Source organism: Fimbriimonas ginsengisoli Gsoil 348 (assembly GCF_000724625.1).
GTDB lineage: Bacteria > Armatimonadota > Fimbriimonadia > Fimbriimonadales > Fimbriimonadaceae > Fimbriimonas > Fimbriimonas ginsengisoli.
Map to the genome: position 1 here is coordinate 43,641 of NZ_CP007139.1, position 16,137 is coordinate 59,777.

General features: G+C 60.3%; 17 protein-coding genes. 7 read left to right on the forward strand and 10 right to left on the reverse strand.

The features are described 5' to 3' along the window. Positions 1–52: 52 nt before the first annotated feature. Together OP10G_RS00210 and OP10G_RS00215 are read right to left on the reverse strand one after the other, a co-directional pair. Positions 53–502 carry a response regulator gene (locus OP10G_RS00210; RefSeq protein ID WP_025227910.1) on the reverse strand — a complete coding sequence of 150 codons (450 nt, stop codon included), beginning with the start codon at positions 500–502 and terminating at the stop codon, positions 53–55. Positions 503–634: 132 nt separating this feature from the next. Then, positions 635–2,926 carry a glycoside hydrolase 5 family protein gene (locus OP10G_RS00215; RefSeq protein ID WP_025227909.1) on the reverse strand — a complete coding sequence of 764 codons (2,292 nt, stop codon included), beginning with the start codon at positions 2,924–2,926 and terminating at the stop codon, positions 635–637. A 63-nt stretch (positions 2,927–2,989) separates the two neighbouring features. On the opposite strand from OP10G_RS00215, the gene OP10G_RS00220 reads away from it, so the two are divergent. The 4 genes from OP10G_RS00220 (at position 2,990) to OP10G_RS00230 (ending at position 6,683) form a co-directional block, all read left to right on the forward strand. Next, positions 2,990–4,024, forward strand: coding sequence for a LacI family DNA-binding transcriptional regulator (locus tag OP10G_RS00220; RefSeq protein WP_025227908.1), 1,035 nt, complete (start codon positions 2,990–2,992; stop codon positions 4,022–4,024). A 60-nt stretch (positions 4,025–4,084) separates the two neighbouring features. Next, complete coding sequence (locus OP10G_RS23690) at positions 4,085–4,963, forward strand: prepilin-type N-terminal cleavage/methylation domain-containing protein (RefSeq protein ID WP_025227907.1); 879 nt, start codon at positions 4,085–4,087, stop codon at positions 4,961–4,963. Positions 4,964–4,986: 23 nt separating this feature from the next. Then, the gene (locus tag OP10G_RS26590) at positions 4,987–5,133 is read left to right on the forward strand and encodes a hypothetical protein (protein WP_158409091.1); all 147 of its coding nucleotides are present in this window, start codon (positions 4,987–4,989) and stop codon (positions 5,131–5,133) included. 221 nt (positions 5,134–5,354) lie between these two features. Further along, the gene (locus OP10G_RS00230) at positions 5,355–6,683 is read left to right on the forward strand and encodes a family 4 glycosyl hydrolase (RefSeq protein ID WP_038472250.1); all 1,329 of its coding nucleotides are present in this window, start codon (positions 5,355–5,357) and stop codon (positions 6,681–6,683) included. Between the two features lie 98 nt (positions 6,684–6,781). Here the strand turns inward: OP10G_RS00230 and OP10G_RS00235 are convergent, their stop codons facing one another. From OP10G_RS00235 to OP10G_RS00265, 7 genes are all read right to left on the reverse strand, one after another. After that, on the reverse strand, positions 6,782–7,282 hold the full coding sequence (locus OP10G_RS00235; RefSeq protein WP_025227905.1) for a hypothetical protein: 501 nt from the start codon (positions 7,280–7,282) through the stop codon (positions 6,782–6,784). Positions 7,283–7,391: 109 nt separating this feature from the next. After that, positions 7,392–7,778: an ACT domain-containing protein gene (locus OP10G_RS00240; protein WP_025227904.1), complete on the reverse strand. Its 387-nt coding sequence runs from the start codon at positions 7,776–7,778 to the stop codon at positions 7,392–7,394. Between the two features lie 61 nt (positions 7,779–7,839). Then, the gene (gene metX / locus OP10G_RS00245; RefSeq protein WP_025227903.1) at positions 7,840–8,925 is read right to left on the reverse strand and encodes a homoserine O-acetyltransferase MetX; all 1,086 of its coding nucleotides are present in this window, start codon (positions 8,923–8,925) and stop codon (positions 7,840–7,842) included. A 216-nt stretch (positions 8,926–9,141) separates the two neighbouring features. Next, a complete protein-coding gene (locus OP10G_RS00250) occupies positions 9,142–10,365 on the reverse strand; it encodes a type IV pilus twitching motility protein PilT (RefSeq protein WP_025227902.1) in 1,224 nt (407 codons plus the stop codon). Further along, on the reverse strand, positions 10,352–11,449 hold the full coding sequence (locus tag OP10G_RS00255) for a type IV pilus twitching motility protein PilT (protein ID WP_025227901.1): 1,098 nt from the start codon (positions 11,447–11,449) through the stop codon (positions 10,352–10,354). The genes OP10G_RS00250 and OP10G_RS00255 overlap by 14 nt, the downstream gene beginning before the upstream one ends. 204 nt (positions 11,450–11,653) lie before the next feature. Next, positions 11,654–12,733 (reverse strand): type IV pilus twitching motility protein PilT, encoded by a 1,080-nt coding sequence (locus OP10G_RS00260; RefSeq protein ID WP_025227900.1) that lies wholly within the window; start codon positions 12,731–12,733, stop codon positions 11,654–11,656. A 41-nt stretch (positions 12,734–12,774) separates the two neighbouring features. Further along, the gene (locus tag OP10G_RS00265; protein WP_025227899.1) at positions 12,775–13,500 is read right to left on the reverse strand and encodes a hypothetical protein; all 726 of its coding nucleotides are present in this window, start codon (positions 13,498–13,500) and stop codon (positions 12,775–12,777) included. Between the two features lie 347 nt (positions 13,501–13,847). On the opposite strand from OP10G_RS00265, the gene OP10G_RS00270 reads away from it, so the two are divergent. Then, positions 13,848–14,348 (forward strand): GreA/GreB family elongation factor, encoded by a 501-nt coding sequence (locus tag OP10G_RS00270; protein ID WP_052547447.1) that lies wholly within the window; start codon positions 13,848–13,850, stop codon positions 14,346–14,348. A gap of 85 nt (positions 14,349–14,433) precedes the next feature. Here OP10G_RS00270 and OP10G_RS00275 read toward each other — a convergent pair whose 3' ends face one another. Next, positions 14,434–15,024, reverse strand: a complete 591-nt coding sequence (locus tag OP10G_RS00275; protein WP_025227897.1) for a PadR family transcriptional regulator — start codon at positions 15,022–15,024, stop codon at positions 14,434–14,436. A gap of 227 nt (positions 15,025–15,251) precedes the next feature. On the opposite strand from OP10G_RS00275, the gene secE reads away from it, so the two are divergent. Both secE and nusG read left to right on the forward strand, forming a co-directional pair. Then, complete coding sequence (gene secE / locus OP10G_RS00280) at positions 15,252–15,545, forward strand: preprotein translocase subunit SecE (RefSeq protein WP_025227896.1); 294 nt, start codon at positions 15,252–15,254, stop codon at positions 15,543–15,545. A 3-nt stretch (positions 15,546–15,548) separates the two neighbouring features. Further along, positions 15,549–16,076, forward strand: a complete 528-nt coding sequence (nusG, locus tag OP10G_RS00285; RefSeq protein WP_025227895.1) for a transcription termination/antitermination protein NusG — start codon at positions 15,549–15,551, stop codon at positions 16,074–16,076. Positions 16,077–16,137: the final 61 nt, after the last annotated feature.

Below are 16,137 nucleotides of genomic sequence, written 5' to 3' on the forward strand. Positions count from 1 at the left end.
AAACAAAAAAGCGGGCCGACGTTTCGTCGGCCCGCTTTTCGTCAACGCGTCGCTAAGCGAGCATGCGTTCCGGGGTCGTTCGGTTCAGGAGCAGCCAGTACATGGCGACCTGGAGGACCATCTCCGAGAACTCGGTAGGGTCGGTCGGCTTCTGGATGAAAGAGTTGGCTCCCAAGGCGTAGCTCTCCTCGATCTGGTTGACATCCTCAGACGACGTCAGCACGACCACCGGCAGACGCATGGTCGCGGGAACGGAGCGAATGCGCTTCAGGACCTCAAGGCCGCTTAAACGCGGAAGCTTGAGGTCGAGAATTACGACCGCCGGCATCACCGACAGGTCGCGACCGGAAAAGGAGCCGGTGCCGAACAGATAGTCGATCGCCTCCTGTCCGTCGCAGGCGACCACCACCTCATTCATGATGTTGTTGCGGCGCAACGCCCGGAGCGTCAGTCGCTCGTCGTCAACGTTATCCTCAATCAACAGGATCAGTTTGCTGTCCATACCAGGACTGGAACCTTTCGACATCGTGTTGTTGCTCTCCCTCTCCAACTCCGAGTAGGTAGACGGGAACCTCCCATATACCTATACGGCAAATTATAGTTCAGTTCTGCGGATCAGACGACTCCAGGATGATTACCTGTTCACTTTTCTGCGGATTGAACGAGGGGCAGATTCCCTTCGAAGCTTTACCGCGATGTCAGACGAGATTTTCGGCAACCTAACATCCGCTTCTCCGGCTGGCCCAACGACAATTGGTTGGAGGGTCACGACCCCGCCTTTCCAAGTGTCCCACACTTCCGCGGACCACCTGCCGGGGGAGATACCGGTGACGATCAGTCTCGAAGGCGGTACCGGGTCGATGGCGATCTTGCGCTCGGCGACCCGCCGCCAAGTTCTTTCCTCCTGCCGAACCCAGGCGATCGCAAGCCGGGGACCCGCGACGGCCCATGCGATCAGTGCGGGGGCCGTTCGCTCACCTGCCTGCTCAAATCGGTACTCCGCCTTCACCCAGTCTTGGCCAAGATTCTCCACGATGACCGTATGTCCCCCCGGTGGGATTTCGACAATGCGATCGCCGGCGTATTTCTTGAGAGTGTCGGTAACCCGGTCTCCATCGGGGTCCGGGAAGGCTTCATCGACAATCGACTTGCCGTCTAGAGAAATCCGTAGCGCCGCCCCGCCATAGCCGGAGACATCCCCCACTTCCACCGCAAAACGAGTCGGCCAAGGGAGATCGGTCCGAAAGGTAATCGGATTGTGCAGGTCGGGATGGTTGCCGGTACCGTGCAGAAGCCCCGCCACCGGTCCGCCGGCCGCGCCTGACCGGTCGATGCGAACGACCTTGGGCCGATTCAGCTCCGATCTAGACCAGTCCGCCGGGCCGGACTCTGGGCGAATGTCGCGCCGGAGCGGTCTTTTCGGGGCGACGAGAAATGCCGGCCGCGCCGCGACCGGGGACAGTGCTTCCCTGCCCCAGTCGATTCCGTTCATAAAGTCGGCAGCCGGCCGGAAAAGTGGGTAGAGGTGGCGGGGGTGGATGTATGAGTCCCACCACCACAGCATGCTGCCGCCCGAGGCTCCGCTCGCCAAGCTTGCCCAAAGTGGATCGTGAAGCTGTAATCCGGTCGGATCGTCGTTCGAGCGCGGTCCCGTGGTATCGGCTCCCGCCTCTGCTACGAAGTGTGGCTTGCCGAGCGCGCCCAGTCGACGTTGCGCATGAGAAACCGCGAGCGGAGCGTCGGGAGCTTCGTAGAGGTGCGAAACCGAGTAGTCGAGCTCGGGCAAGGAGAAGATCGTGGCGTCGCCCGCTCCGGAGCCGTTGCCGCCAAAGCTTGTGGAGATGAGGTGCCGATAAGGATCGATCGTTCGCAGGTATGCGCCCATGCGTCGGTGCCACTCTCGCACCCCCTCTACTTGATAGCCGGTGACCCCATCCACCTCGTTCCAAAACTCCCACCCGAAAACGGCCGGGTCGGCTCCCCAACGGGCCACCAGGTAGCGGAGCTTGTTTCGGTAACGGCGGGCGGTCTCCGGGTCGGACCAGAACTGGGACGGCTGGTCGATAACGCCCCCATTGAGCCGATTGAAAGGGGAGCGCTCCCACTCCGGCCAGTTGACCTTGTCGCACAAGACGTTGTACGAATCGATGCACAGCGCCAACCGAATCCCCTTCGCGCGCGCCGAGCTCAGCACGCAGTCGAGTCGCCAAGCGTTGGCAAGGTCGAAGCCTAGCTGGCCCGGTTTTTCAAGCGCGAAAGTCGTCCAACCAGGCGACAGCCAAACCCTCCCCCAATTGGCTCCGGCCGAAGCGTAATTCGGCAGCCAATCGTCGTAATCGCGGGTACCCCGCTCGCCGGCCCAACCGATGTTCGCACCCAACGGGAAGAAAGATTGGCCGGTAGTCAGGCGAAAGCCCCGCGGATTGCTGGGGTCGATACGGACGAATCCGGCCGACGGTTTACCGGCGACTCTAAATAGGAGGGTTCTGCTTCCGGCGGTTCCGTCATGGTCTCGCACGACGAACGAGATTCGGTACGACCCGGCCTCGGTCGGGGTGAACCGAACACGCCAACTTTCAGGCCCCGAGGGGGTCAAAATCTCGCCCGCCGGATAGGTCCTCTCTTTCGCCGCCGCTCCCGAGCGAAGCGCTTCGGTGGAGGAGTAAGCAATGGGAAGCGTAACCTTCCCAATTTCGCGCCGATAGGGACGGTACAAAAAGCCGGGAATGCGTAGGCGCTTTCCGGAGGGGGTTATCACGTCGCCATCGAGCGCCATGTCGGCCGCGTCGAACGGGTCGCGGTACCGGGCCGACAACTCGATGCTCCACTCCGAAATCCGACCGGGCCGTGCCGGTCCAGAAATCATCCGCACCTCGCCGATCGAAGGGGAAAAGCTGGGAGCAAGGAGAAATACGAGCGAGAACATGACGCTTTCAACAATCGATTGTTTTCTTAGAACAATCGATTGTTTTCATGTTATCATGGATTTGTGAGCACTCGCCGGCCGGCCACCCTAAAAGAAATCGGAGAGCGCGTCGGCGTCGGCGCGTCGACCGCGTCGGTGGTGCTAAACGGATCGAAGTCCGGGACCAAGGTGTCCGAGGAAACGCGACGAGCGATTCTGAAAGCGGCCGAGGAGCTTAATTACCGCCCAAACGGACTCGCCCGGTCGCTTAGGAACCGGCGAACCGGAATCGTGGGGTTCTTCTCCGGCTACGAGTACATCGATCCCCGCAACTCGTACATCGCGGAAGTGATGAGCGGCTTGCAGGCGGGGTGCGCGCTCCACCGGTTGAACCTGCTCCTCTATACGCCGCACTCCGGCCATGGACCCCGCGACGTCGTCGCCAACCTGGAAGACGGACGCTTGGACGGGCTGATCATCACGGCCCGGCCCGATCATCCGATCACCGCGTTGCTGGCCGGAAGCCACCTCCCGGTCGTCGCGATCGCGGACCGGATCCCGCAGATTCCGACGGTGTCGGTCGATGCGGCAGAAGGAGGGCGACTGCAAGCACGCCACCTGGCTGAGCGGGGGCACCGCAGGGTCCTGTACGTCCCAAGCGACTACCCGTTCCCTTCCGTCGTCGAGCGATACAGAAGCTTTCACGAGGAGGCGAAGTCGCTCGGAATGACGGTGATCGACGGAGACCCGGTCAGTGGACATCTGGAAAATGCCGCCTTGCCGCCGGAGATCCATCGCCGTCTGTCGGAAGAGGACCTCAAGAGGATCTCAGGTCCCGAGCGGGTCACCGCGATCCAATGCTGGGACGATGCTCCGGCTCACCGGGTCGCCACTCAGCTCGCCGACCTCGGATTTCGGGTGCCGGAGGATGTTGCCGTCGCCGGCTACAACGGCTGCGAGCCTTCCGTCGAACCTCGGTGGAAGCTCACCACGATTCGTGCGGCCTGGCCCAACGTCGGCATGGCCGCGATCGAAGTTCTCCGTGCTTCGATCGAAGGAAACGCTTTCCCTCCTGAGACCACTTTGCCGGTCCAACTTATCGTCGGCACTACCACGTAAAGCGCCGTTACTCCTCGTACGTCCGCGTCGCCGCGGCCCATCTCGAAAGGAAATACCTTAATGCAAAGAAGCAATCATCGCGCCTTCACCCTTATCGAGCTGCTCGTCGTGATCGCCATCATCGCGATCCTGGCGGCCATTCTCTTCCCCGTCTTCGCTCAAGCCAAAAACGCGGCCAAGGGCGCCCAGTCTTTGAGCAACGTAAAGCAGCTCGGAACCGCTTCGATCATGTATGCGGGCGATACCGACGACCAGTTCGTGGCCCAGTACGCCAGCATCGCCAACGGCTACGGATGGCAGCTCTCGTGGTCCATGTTGACGATGCCGTACATGAAGTCGTACGGCATCCTCAAGGATCCGGACGACAACACCCGAACGACGACCGCCTACGATTCCGGCCCCAAGGTGAGCTACGTGGCAAACGGTCTACTGGGCGGGGACTGCGCCGGCGGCGCGGGCGCTTTCTGGAAGTTCCGCGGCGTGATTGGGTTCAATGGTCCGTCCGACTGGGGTCCCACAAACTGGTATGAGAATGGGACCCGCTCGCAAACCCAAATTAACCAGGTCGCCCAAACCGTTCTCTTCGCCACCCGATCCTCGACGCCGCCCGGCACCGACCACGACTCGGCAGCGGGCAAGATGGAAGGCGCCTTCGGAGTTTGGAACGCGGTGTTCCAAGGACCTAGCAGCAGCGACGCCAAGGACGGAAACAACGGCGTTCTCCCAGGTCAGAAGTCGCTCTGGAGCGCTCCCGATCCCACGTATAAGGGCTACATCGATCGCTTCTATGCCGGCAGCTCTCCCGTGGTCTACACCGATGGGCATGCCAAGAGCGTGAAGCCGGAGACTACCGTCGACATTCCGGGAGGGACCACCGACGGCAACGGAGGCGGTTGCTTCAACAAGCGGTACCTGAACCAATGGGACGCGCTACGATAGAGTCACGGTGGCCACTCTTCTTGATGGCCGCCGCCATCTTGCTCGTCGCCGGCTGCAAGTCGGAGCCGGCGGAAGCGGGCTACTCCAAGGACGACTTTTCGAAGCGTCCGCCGCCCGCCGGGTACGGCCCCCCGGGCGGTAACCATGCCACGCCGCCGACAGGTAAGTAACAAAGGGCGCCTCCCTAGGAGGGGCTCTTTGTTTTCCTGAACGTTAACGCGTTAACAGGCTTTGCAGGTATATAATTCGTCTCGATCCGTCACTGCCGCGACTCCGGTCGCCCGAATGTATCCACCTGCTGAAAACATGGCTGCCATCACCGAATCCGCCCACTCCGAGTCGCACGCAACGCACACCAAACCGGACGAAAAAAACCGGCCTGCCGGGTCTGATGCCCCGAAAGATCAACGTCACGATGGTCGGGGCGGGAAGCTTCTTCACCACTTCGATCCTGAAAGACGTGACGCTCATCCCCGGTAACCAGGGGGGCGAGCTCCGGTTGATCGATATCGACGCCGAGCGGTTGGCGTTAACCGAGAAGCTCATGAACAAGATCGTTCAGGAGCTAGGGGCGGAGCACAAGTGGACGGTCCGAGCGAGCACCAATCGCCGCGAACTCCTCCCGGGCACCGATTACATCGTTAACGCGATCGAAGTAAGCGGCGTCGCCTGCGTCCGATACGACAACGACATTCCACTCGAGTTCGGGGTCAGCCAAAATATCGGCGACACAATCGGCCCGGGCGGCTTGATGAAAGGGCTCCGCACGATCCCGGTTTGGTTGGATATCCTGCGCGACGCCCGCGAGCTTTGCCCCCAGGTCGTGGTTCTTAACTATACGAATCCGATGAACATGATGTGCCTAGCCGCATCGCGGGCCGTCCCGGAGATCCCGGTCGTAGGCCTGTGCCACTCGGTTCAGGGGACGTCGCGCATGCTGGCGGAGTACGCAGGCACCCCGTACGAGCGGGTCCAGTGGAAATGCGCCGGCATCAACCATCTGGCCTGGTTCACGGAATTCAACGGTCCAGACGGTAAGTCGCTGTATCCGATCTTGATGGAGCAGGCGCGGGATCGGTCGAGCAAGTTCTCCACGAACGAGCCGGTTCGGAGCGATATGATGCTCCACTTCGGCGCGTTCATTACCGAATCGAGCGGCCATCTCAGCGAGTACCTTCCCTACTACCGGAAGCGGAAAGACCTCTTGGAGAAGTACACCGACACCGGCTACCGGGGCGAGGAGAGCTTCTACGCGAATAACTGGCCGACTTGGCGCAAGGGACAGGATGCCGGGCGTGAGCGCCAGCTCTCGGGCGAGGATCCGATCAAGCTGGAGCGAAGCTACGAGTACGGCGCTTGGATCATCGAGTCGATCGAGAAGAACGTACCGATCATGATCCACGGCAACGTGGCGAACGAGGGGCTGATCTCCAACCTTCCCGCCGACGGCTGCGTGGAAGTGGCCTGTTTGATCAACCACAACGGCATCCAGCCCACGAAGTTCGGAAGGCTTCCCTCGCAGATGGCGGCGATCTGCGACTCGAACATGCGGATGTTCGATTTGGCCGCCGATGCGGCGATTCAGAAGTCGAAGCAGCTCGCGAAGTACGCCCTGGCGATGGATCCCCTCACCGCTGCGGTCTGCTCCCCCGCCGAAGCATTTGAGATGGTCGACCGCCTCTTCGAAGCCGAAGGCGAGTTCCTGCCAGGCTACAACTAGCCACGTAGCATCGGCTCCCAGCCGATGAATCCCAAACGATCCCTCCAGGCACCTCGTCTGGCGGGTTCGTTCGGGGAGATTGCGGCTGGGAGCCGATGCTACTGCCAGTGCAGCGATTTCGATATCCGCAGGCTGGTCTGCTCGGCATTTCGATCAGACTTCGGCCACGACATGACGACGAACCAGACGCGGTCTCCGGAGTGGATGAAGTCTGTGACGACTCCGAATCGTCGTCCCTTAACCGTGCCTTCGCCGTAAGCCACCGCGCGGTCGGCCCCGGCGCTCACCATTAGCCGCTGTTTCCCTTTGAACCCGGTCAGGCCGAGGTCGTTCGCTCGTTGGTTTAGATTGATCTGAGCCTGACGTTGGGATTTGATCTTCTTGGCGAGGGAGTACTGAGCCGTGGCGAACGAGCAGGCGAGCTTTCCAAAGCTTCTCTCATACAGGTACGAAGTTCCTCCGTAAAGAGCCTGCTTTTCGACGAGCGGCGGGATGCCCGGCACCTGGACCGTGACGTGAGGCCCGCCAAAATTGAAGACCCGCCAGGGGGTGGCGGCACGCTTCTGAACGGTGATTGCAACTAACCAGACCGTGAGCACGATTTCGTGACGAAAACAGTGTTGGGGTGGTTCGCTTTACGCAAGAAAAGGGGGATTTGGTCGTGGGTAACGAACAGGAGATCTAGTGCCCTATGCCTAGGATTGAAGGCTAACTTCGGTGTCCCGCTGCGGTCAATGCCTCAATGGCGGTCTTGAGGGCATGCTCCTTCACCAAAATGTAGTCAGTGAAGTAGGTACTGAGGGCGAATACCGAGACGCCGGCCGACGCCAACGGTTCCAGCAAGCTCACCAAGATCCCCTTCAACTGGAAGTCGAGGGGTCCCGAAACCTTGATGCAACGCCAAGAGCGCTCGATGTACTCGTCGGGGTCGGTCGGAGCATCTCCTTCCGGACAAACGAGCGAAACCTCATCCTCGGTAACGGTCACCGACCAAATCTCGGCATTCGGCGGACATGGTGGGACCTCCGAGCCCGAAGGAAGCTTTACCAGGGCGAATCGACCCTCCAATACTCGGAAATCGACGCCGTCGGTCATTGGAGGATTCTACGGTGTGGAGCGGGCATGCGGTCGTCAGGCTTAGGTATTTATCAGCAACCTAATTCGAAAGAAAATCATTTAGGTGCGCTCCTTGCTGAACGCCGTCGAGCAGGAAGGCATCGTGGCCGTACGGGAGGTCGATTTCGACGTGCCGAGCCGGGCATCCGGCGTCCCTTGCCATCTGCAGGAGATGGCGGCTTTGATGGCTGGGGTAGAGCCAGTCGGTGGAGAAACTGACGAAGAGGTACTCGCTCTCGCTCGCGCTCAGGGAGGTCAGTTCAAGATAATCGATCGCCCGGGTAAGGATCAGGAACGAGTTGGCATCGAAGCGTCGCGTGAACTTGTCGCCCTGGTAGTTGAGGTAGCTCTCAACCTCGAACTCCACGCCAAGGCGGTAGTCGGGGCGATCCTTCCCTTGCAGACGGCGGCCAAACTTGGCGGCGAACGCCTGCTCGCTTAGGAAGCTCAGATGTCCGATCATTCGAGATACGCTCAGGCCCGCGTCCGGTCCGTCATCGGGCGGGTAGTCGCCGCCTCTCCACTTCGGGTCGCGGATGATCGCTTGGCGGGCGGCTTCGTTAAATCCGATCTGCATCGCCGAGTGGGCCGCGCAGCTTGCGGTGACAAATGCCTTACGCACGCGTCCCGGGGCCTGTACGGTCCACTGAAGCGCCTGCATTCCTCCCATGCTTCCTCCGGCTACGGCGCGGAGGCAGTCGATGCCCAAGGTGTCGATGAGCCGTATTTGGACCTCGATCATGTCCCGAAGAGTGATGATCGGAAACCGGCTGGCATATGGCCGTCCGTCGTCGGGATGAGGCGAGGCAGGGCCGGTAGTGCCTTGGCATCCTCCGAGAGAGTTCGTGCCGATTACGAAGTACCGGTCGGTGTCGATCGCCTTCCCGGGTCCGATGAGGTTGCTCCACCACCCGATAGCGTGAGAGTCTCCCGTGAGGGCGTGGCACACGACGATGGCGTTATCCCTCGCCGCGTTTAGCTTCCCCCAAGTCTCATAGGCGATCGTAACCTCTTCCAGGCGCCCGCCGGCCTCGCAGTCGAGAGGGCCTATCTGGGCATAGCGCCGATTGTCGGCGGAAGGTGCGGTGCGCTCATTCTCCTGAAAGAGCCCAGGGTCGATTTCCACGCCTAGAGGGTACCGGGATCGGGAGCTTTAGGGGGACACCTGACGTACCCTCCGCCATAACGCGCAGCGTTGTAGCCGCAGGTTGGCTCGTACCTGCGCGACAGATCCCCTCCGATCCACATGTTCGATCAATAGACGAAACATCCTCGCGCAGGTACGAGCCAACCTGCGGCTACGCGTCCTGCGGACGTAGGGGAGTTCAATGTCGGTCGAAGACTAATCCCGTCGATACGCCGGCCGGTTCGGCTGGTTGCGAACGGGAGCGTGGGGGTGGTGGGAGGGGTTTACCGGGGGCTGTTGGCCGTTGTAGGTCTGTTGTCGATTGGAGCCGTAGGTGCCGGCGGCTGGGCCCTGCGGAGTTGGCGCCGCTTTCTTGGCGTCGATCGCCAAGAGCCGGTCGAACTCCATCGGGTCCTTCGATCGCTGACGGGCATCTTCTTTGGTGACCAAGCCACGCTCGACAAGATTCGCGAGCGCCTGATCCAGCGTGTTCATTCGCTGCTTCGCGCCGGTTTGGATGATCGACCCAATCTGGTAGGTCTTGCTCTCTCGGACCAGGTTGCGGATGGCAGAGGTGGCGACCATCACCTCGTGGGCGGCGATCCGGCCCCGGCCGTCTTTTCGGCGAACGAGGGTCTGAGAAACGACGCCAACCAGGTTCACGCTGAGCTGCATTCGGATCTGCTGCTGCTGGTGCGTCGGGAAGACGTCGACAATACGATCGACGGTCTGAATCGAGTCGACCGTGTGCAGAGTTCCGAAGACGAGGTGCCCGGTTTCCGCGGCGGTGATCGCGAGGTGGATCGTCTCCAAGTCGCGCATCTCGCCCACGAGAATCACGTCCGGGTCTTGGCGAAGCACGTACTTGAGAGCGTTGGCGAATGAGACGGTGTCGACTTCCAGCTCGCGCTGGTTGATCAGCGCCACATGGTCCTCGTGCACAAACTCGATCGGGTCCTCGACGGTTACGATGTGTACCGGCTGGGTTCGATTGATTCGATCCAACATCGCCGCCAAGGTCGTCGACTTGCCCGAGCCGGCCGGACCGGTGACGAGGACAAGCCCGCGAGGGCGCTCAATGAAGTCGTAGGTGGCCGGTGGCAGGTTGAGATCCTCCATCGACTGGATCTCGTAAGGAATCACGCGGAAGGCGGCTTGGACGTGACCGCGCTGCTGATAGGCGTTTCCTCGAAATCGGGAGATTCCCGGCAACTCGAAGGAGAAGTCCAACTCGAGATCTCGCTCGAACTTGACGATCTGCTGCGGGCGCAATAGTTTGTACAGCTCGGCTCTGAATTCTTCGTTCGTGAACGAAGGAGCCTCCACCTCTAAGAGGTCGCCGTGAACCCGGAGGTATGCCTTCCCGGTGTCCGTTTTGAAGTGGAGGTCCGAGCCATCCGCCTCAACCGTCTCGATCAGGAACGACTCAACGGACCGCACTTGGCTGCACCTCCACGAGTCCCATATTCGCGGCTCGGCGCACGAATTCCTGAGCGTTCGAACACTTGGCCAGCGCGTGTTCGTAGTCGATCTTTCGCTCCTTCACCAGGCGCAATAGGCAACCATCGAGGGTTTGCATGCCGAGGTCCGCGCCAGTCTGAATATCCATATAGAGCGAGTGAGTCTTTCCGTCGCGAATCAGCGTCCGGATTGCGGATGTGGCCACCATCACTTCGTACGCCGCCGTTCTGCCGGTGCCGTCCAAAGTGGGAATAAGCGTTTGCGAAATAACCGCCTGAATAGTAGACGATAGTTGGGTCCGTACCTGGGCCTGCTGCTCGGGGGTGAAGACGTCGACGATGCGGTCCATCGTCTGGGCGGCGTCCACGGTGTGCAGCGTGGATAAAACCAAGTGGCCGGTCTCGGCGGCGGTGATCGCGAGCTGGATCGTCTCCAGGTCGCGCATTTCGCCGACGAGGATGACGTCCGGGTTTTGCCGCATCACGTGACGCAACGCCTCCGAGAAAGAATGCGTATCGGTGGCCAGCTCGCGCTGGTTGACGATGGAGGTCTTATCCTTGTGCACGTACTCGATCGGATCTTCGATCGTCATGACGTGGGCGCGCTTGTGGCTGTTGATATGATCGATCATCGCGGCCAGCGAAGTCGACTTACCGGAGCCGGTCGGCCCGGTGACGAGGATCAGACCGCGAGGGAGAAGCGAAATCCGCTCGCAAACCGTCGGCATCCCCAATTCCGCGATCGTTCGGATTCGGTGCGGGATGACGCGCATGACGGCGCCGATATGGCCCCGCTGCCAAAACATATTCACCCGAAAGCGCGAAACGCCGGGAAGGTTGTAGGAAAGGTCGACCTCTTTCTGCTCTTCAAGCCGCTCCAGGCGCTCTTCGTTGAGCATCCCCAGAAGCATGTGGTCATGCTCCGAAGGAAGCATCGAGTACTGCGGAAACCGCTGGAGCTCGCCACGAATACGCATGACGGGGGGCTGTCCCGACTTGAGGTGCAAATCACTCGCGTCGTTCTCAACCAGCGCGGCAAGCAGTGAGTCGATCGTTATGGCCATCGGCAGACCACTTCTCCCTTCTTCATCATCATCGCACCCAACACCGGAAATTCCAAGGGGAGACCCGCGCCAGGGCGTTTGGCCCACACATTTGCGCCAAATAAGGTCGTCGTAGCGACGACTGCTCCCGCTTTGCCAACGGCAGCACTGCCGTTGGCTTGCGTCGGATGGGCGATCCTTGGCGACATGTTGGAATGTAGGACGTTAGCGGCGAAGCATTTGCTTGAGCTCGGAAGCGACGCCAGCATTCTTCATCGCGGTTTCTTCGCTGATGATTCCGGCCTTTACGTACCGGACGAGACTCTGATTCATCGTCTGCATGCCCCAGAACTCGCCTTCGTTCATAAGCGAGTAAAGGTCGCTAAAGTGGCCGTCTTCGATCTTCTTGGTGACCGTCGGCGTGCAGATCAGGATTTCCAGAGCGGCTACGCGCCCTTCGCCATCCGCCCGCGGAACGAGCTTTTGCGCCACGATCGCCCGTAGAGAGCCGCCCATTCGCTGGCACATGTACATCTTCTCGTGCGGCGGGAACATGTTGATGACGCGGTCCATCGTCTCGTACGCGCTGGCAGTGTGGACGGTGGAGAAGACGAGGTGGCCGGTTTCACCGGCTTGGAGGGCGATGCCCATGGTGGTGACATCGCGCATTTCACCGATGAGGATCACGTCCGGAGCTTCACGAAGGGAGGCGCGAAGCGCGGGCTGGAAGTCGAGGGTGTCGATTCCGACTTCGCGTTGGCTGACGTACGCCTTCTTATCCGCATGAATAAATTCGAGCGGGTCCTCGACCGTGACCATATGGCAGGACCGGTTCTGGTTGATGATGTCGAGCATCGCGGCGAGGGTGGTCGTCTTTCCGGAACCGGTCGGCCCGGTAACCAGGACGAGCCCCATGCCGTGCTTGGTCAATTCCGCGAGGGTCGGCGGCAAGCCAAGCTCCTCGAGGGTCTTGATCCGGAGCGGGACGACGCGGCTGACACTCGCCCAACCGCCTCGGTTCATGTAGATGTTGCAGCGAACGCGGCAAAGACCTTCGACCGTGAAGCCGAGGTCCATTTCCATGGTCTCCTCGAAAACACGCCGCTGGCGGTCGTTCATCAACTCGCCGAGCATGCGCTTGACCGTTCGTTCGTCGAGCACCGGGAGCTCGGGGCTGATCGGGCTGATCACGTTGTAGCGCTTGCTCATCGGGACCTGGCCGGCTTTGACCATAAGGTCGGACGCACTGATGTCGTACGTCATCCGGATGAGCTGATGCATCGTAAGGGAATCGAGCGGAATCATGGCTTGGGTTTAGGCAACTCCTCAAGAAGATAGTGAGAGATCTATGCGCGCGTCCGTGGGCGGCCCCGAGATAGGAGCGAGTATACCAACGCCCCGAAGGCGAAGGCGGCAACGACGAGAAGGGCGATAAGGGTCCAGTCGGTATGGGCGGAGGCCGCCTTTACCGGCTTCGGAGCGGGGAGCTCCCGCTTATCGTCCGGGATAATAATTTTGTCCGGGTCGTGGCCCAGAAGCTTGATCCGATACTCGGTACCGAACGGAGCTTCCTCTACACGACCTTCGAGTCTGGCACCCGAGCAGCCGGAGCTCTCGGAACATGCCTGCAGCGTATTCGTGCCCGCCCGTTCCCCCTCGAACTGGACCATGAGTGCATCGAGCTTATCGTTGGCGCTCGCGAGGGCAAAGCTTCGGGCGATCGGTTGAAGCCGCAGAATTCCGTGCTCGCGGTCCACAAGACCACCCATCGTAAAACTCGCTTTGACGACGCTCGCGCTGGGGTCGCTAGCGTCGAATCGATGGTCGAGAATCGCAACCGCGCCCGGCACGAAATGGAGTTCCTTCCCCATCAGCTCGATCTGGCTTCGGAGAAGTTCGTGCGAGTAGGTTGGCTTGAGTACCGTCACTTCCAATAGCGACGGCCCTATCGGCGGCGTTCGAACGACGATCGTCGCGTCGAATCGGGTCGAATTAAAAAGGCTGCCGCCCGCCGACTGACCCAGGCAACACGCCGCAAGCGAAGTAAGCAGGACAATGGGCGCCAAACGCATCAGGGGAACTCTACCAGCGCATCAGCGCAGGGAATGAGAAATGGACGGAATGAGTTGGGCGGGAAGTTCGCGGGGCGGCCACGTTGCGGTGTTTCGCTTCGCTGGCGTTGGGGTGGATTGGCGCGGGCTGTGGCATGTGAAGTGAGCGAACGGATGGGTCTTCTGCGACGTCTGGGGCTCATGGGTCTCACCCGTCCCATTCGGCCCACAAGAGATGTTTGACTTGAGAACACCGAAAATCGGACGGAACCCAAAGTGCGGATTGGCCCACAAAGATATGCCGAGTCGCCCGAAGATAATTCGGCGAGAAGTTTTGGGGCTATAATGCGTCCCCTAAGGGTTACCTGATGAACGAAGAAATGATCCACGAACCGCTGAGCGGCATCCTGCTCACACCCGAAGGGCACGCGGCCCTGCAGCAGGAGCTGGAGTATCTCACCACGGTCAAGCGGCCGGAGATTGCCGACCGCATTCGTGAAAGTCAGCAACATGGCGAGTTCAGCGAAGACAACAGCGAGCTTGACGAAGTTAAGTTCGAGCAAGCGATGGTCGAGAATCGAATCGGCGAGCTGAAGGCGATCTTCGGCAATGCCCATATTCTCGAACCGGACAATATTCCGACCGACCGGGTCGGCATCGGCTCGCTGGTAACCGTCGAGGATCTGGAGTTCTCGGACAAGTTCGAAGTTCGAATCGTGAGCAGCATCGAATCCGATCCGTCGCGAGACCTGCTTAGCAACGAGTCACCGATGGGAACCGCGCTCTACGGCCACGCTCCCGGCGACTCCGTCGTTTTCGACACTCCGGACGGAAAGAAGCGCTACAAGATCCACACCATCACTCGATGAGCGACCAGAGGCTCTAGATCCAAGTGCCTCGTTGCCTTGGATCCTCGTTGCCTTTTCGTAGGCGTTTTACGCCTGATGCCGTTTCCTAGATCTCTTCGTCCGCGACGCCGACGGCGGCGGCGGGGACTCCGCTTACCTGTTTGATCTGGGAAAGCAGCTTTTTGAGCCACTCGTGCCGGGCCTCGGCCAAGTAGAGCAGGTTCTGGTACGCGGCGTCCTGGATTGGGCGGTTGAAGGAAGTTGCCTCCAAATCGCGCCGGAGATCGGCCACGAAGTGCTTGCTCTCCTGAAGCCACGTCTTAACGACCCGCATCTGCTCGGTGGTGCGCAAGCGGCCGAGAAAGTAGCTGCGGGTACGGATTGGGTCGACCAGAAACGCCAACTCTGTGCGATCTGGGGGGAAGGTCAGCCAGCTGTGCAACAGCGCTTCGCCGTGCGGCGTGAGCTCATACTCGGTGCGCTCCCGGTTGGGAACGCCCACGCGCCGCGCCTCTAAAAGAAGGTTGTCTTTTTCAAGTCTGCGTAGTACCCGGTACACGGAGCCGCTTTCGGCGCTCCACCGACCACCTCGCATACGATTCATCTCTTTCCTCATCGCGTAGCCGGAAGAAATGTTCTCCCCGACCATCGCTAGGATGAGGTACTCCAACTCACTGTAAGGACCGGAAGTTCCCATGGTTTTTGTGGCGATAAGCAGATAATTTGTCCCCCAGCGACAAACCGCCGGATAGGTGGTTCTACTGTAACCGGAAATCGTGCCAGGTGCAATGTCTCGCTCACATTCCTGTGCCATAACCGCTGCACTTCGCGTGATGTCGGTGTCTATCGGCTTTCCGGCGGGGGTATCATGGGCGAATCCCTCGCGTATCTCGCCGGGGTCTAACGTAGATGGTAACAACGTCGATGTCGAATAGCGGATCTGGCCCGGACGACCCAAAACAGAAAAACCTGCCGGAGCCCGGCTCCTCGCGACCGCGCGGGGGAGTTCCGGTTCCAAAGAGCAAGCGAGGCTTGAAGGGGTTCTTCAACGAAGTCGTCCGCGAGATGAAGAAGGTGAGTTGGCCAACTCGGGCGGAAACCAACCGTCTCACCGGGGTCGTGCTTGCCGTCTGCGTTATGTTGGTGATCTTCCTCACCACCATCGGCTACGTCTTCCAGTTCATCGTCGATTTCATCACGAAAGGACGGGTGGGGTAACAGATGCCTAAGGCATGGTATGCGGTCCACACGATCGCGGGTCACGAAAACAAGGTTAAGGACGTCTTAACGCGTCGCGCCCAGGTCGAAGGATTCTGGGACGTCGACATGTACCAGATCCTCATTCCCACGGAGCGAGAGATGCAAACCCGAAACGGCAAGCGATATGAGATGGACCGGAAAGTTTTCCCGGGCTATATCCTTATCCAAATGCAGATGACGGACGACACGTTCAAGCTCGTGAAGTCCACCAGCGGAGTAACCGGGTTCGTACAGAGCGGCAACAAGCCGGTTCCCCTCGAAGAGTACGAGGTGCGCCGCATCATGACGAATCTCGAGGCGAGCAAAGAGGCGCCGAAGGTTAACTGGAACAAGGGCGACGCGATCCGCGTCGTCGAAGGCCCGTTCTCCGACTTCACCGGAAAGATCGAAGAGGTCACCCCGGACAAGGAGAAGCTCAAGGTCCTTATCAACATCTTCGGCCGCGACACCCCGGTCGAGCTCGACTTCTCTCAAGTCGAAAAGCTGTAGCGCCCGTGGCACGGGCGGCCCGCCCGTGCGTATCTCGGGCGGCTCGCCCGAGTTAACGAGC

Bases quoted from the DNA above. Each gene is read 5' to 3' on its own strand.
- OP10G_RS00210 (WP_025227910.1), bottom strand. From the start codon at position 502: ATGGACAGCAAACTGATCCTGTTGATTGAGGATAACGTTGACGACGAG.
- OP10G_RS00215 (WP_025227909.1), bottom strand. From the start codon at position 2,926: ATGTTCTCGCTCGTATTTCTCCTTGCTCCCAGCTTTTCCCCTTCGATC.
- OP10G_RS23690 (WP_025227907.1), top strand. From the start codon at position 4,085: ATGCAAAGAAGCAATCATCGCGCCTTCACCCTTATCGAGCTGCTCGTC.
- OP10G_RS26590 (WP_158409091.1), top strand. From the start codon at position 4,987: ATGGCCGCCGCCATCTTGCTCGTCGCCGGCTGCAAGTCGGAGCCGGCG.
- OP10G_RS00230 (WP_038472250.1), top strand. From the start codon at position 5,355: ATGCCCCGAAAGATCAACGTCACGATGGTCGGGGCGGGAAGCTTCTTC.
- OP10G_RS00240 (WP_025227904.1), bottom strand. From the start codon at position 7,778: ATGACCGACGGCGTCGATTTCCGAGTATTGGAGGGTCGATTCGCCCTG.
- OP10G_RS00255 (WP_025227901.1), bottom strand. From the start codon at position 11,449: ATGGCCATAACGATCGACTCACTGCTTGCCGCGCTGGTTGAGAACGAC.
- OP10G_RS00260 (WP_025227900.1), bottom strand. From the start codon at position 12,733: ATGATTCCGCTCGATTCCCTTACGATGCATCAGCTCATCCGGATGACG.
- OP10G_RS00265 (WP_025227899.1), bottom strand. From the start codon at position 13,500: ATGCGTTTGGCGCCCATTGTCCTGCTTACTTCGCTTGCGGCGTGTTGC.
- OP10G_RS00270 (WP_052547447.1), top strand. From the start codon at position 13,848: ATGAACGAAGAAATGATCCACGAACCGCTGAGCGGCATCCTGCTCACA.
- OP10G_RS00275 (WP_025227897.1), bottom strand. From the start codon at position 15,024: ATGGGAACTTCCGGTCCTTACAGTGAGTTGGAGTACCTCATCCTAGCG.
- secE (WP_025227896.1), top strand. From the start codon at position 15,252: ATGTCGAATAGCGGATCTGGCCCGGACGACCCAAAACAGAAAAACCTG.
- nusG (WP_025227895.1), top strand. From the start codon at position 15,549: ATGCCTAAGGCATGGTATGCGGTCCACACGATCGCGGGTCACGAAAAC.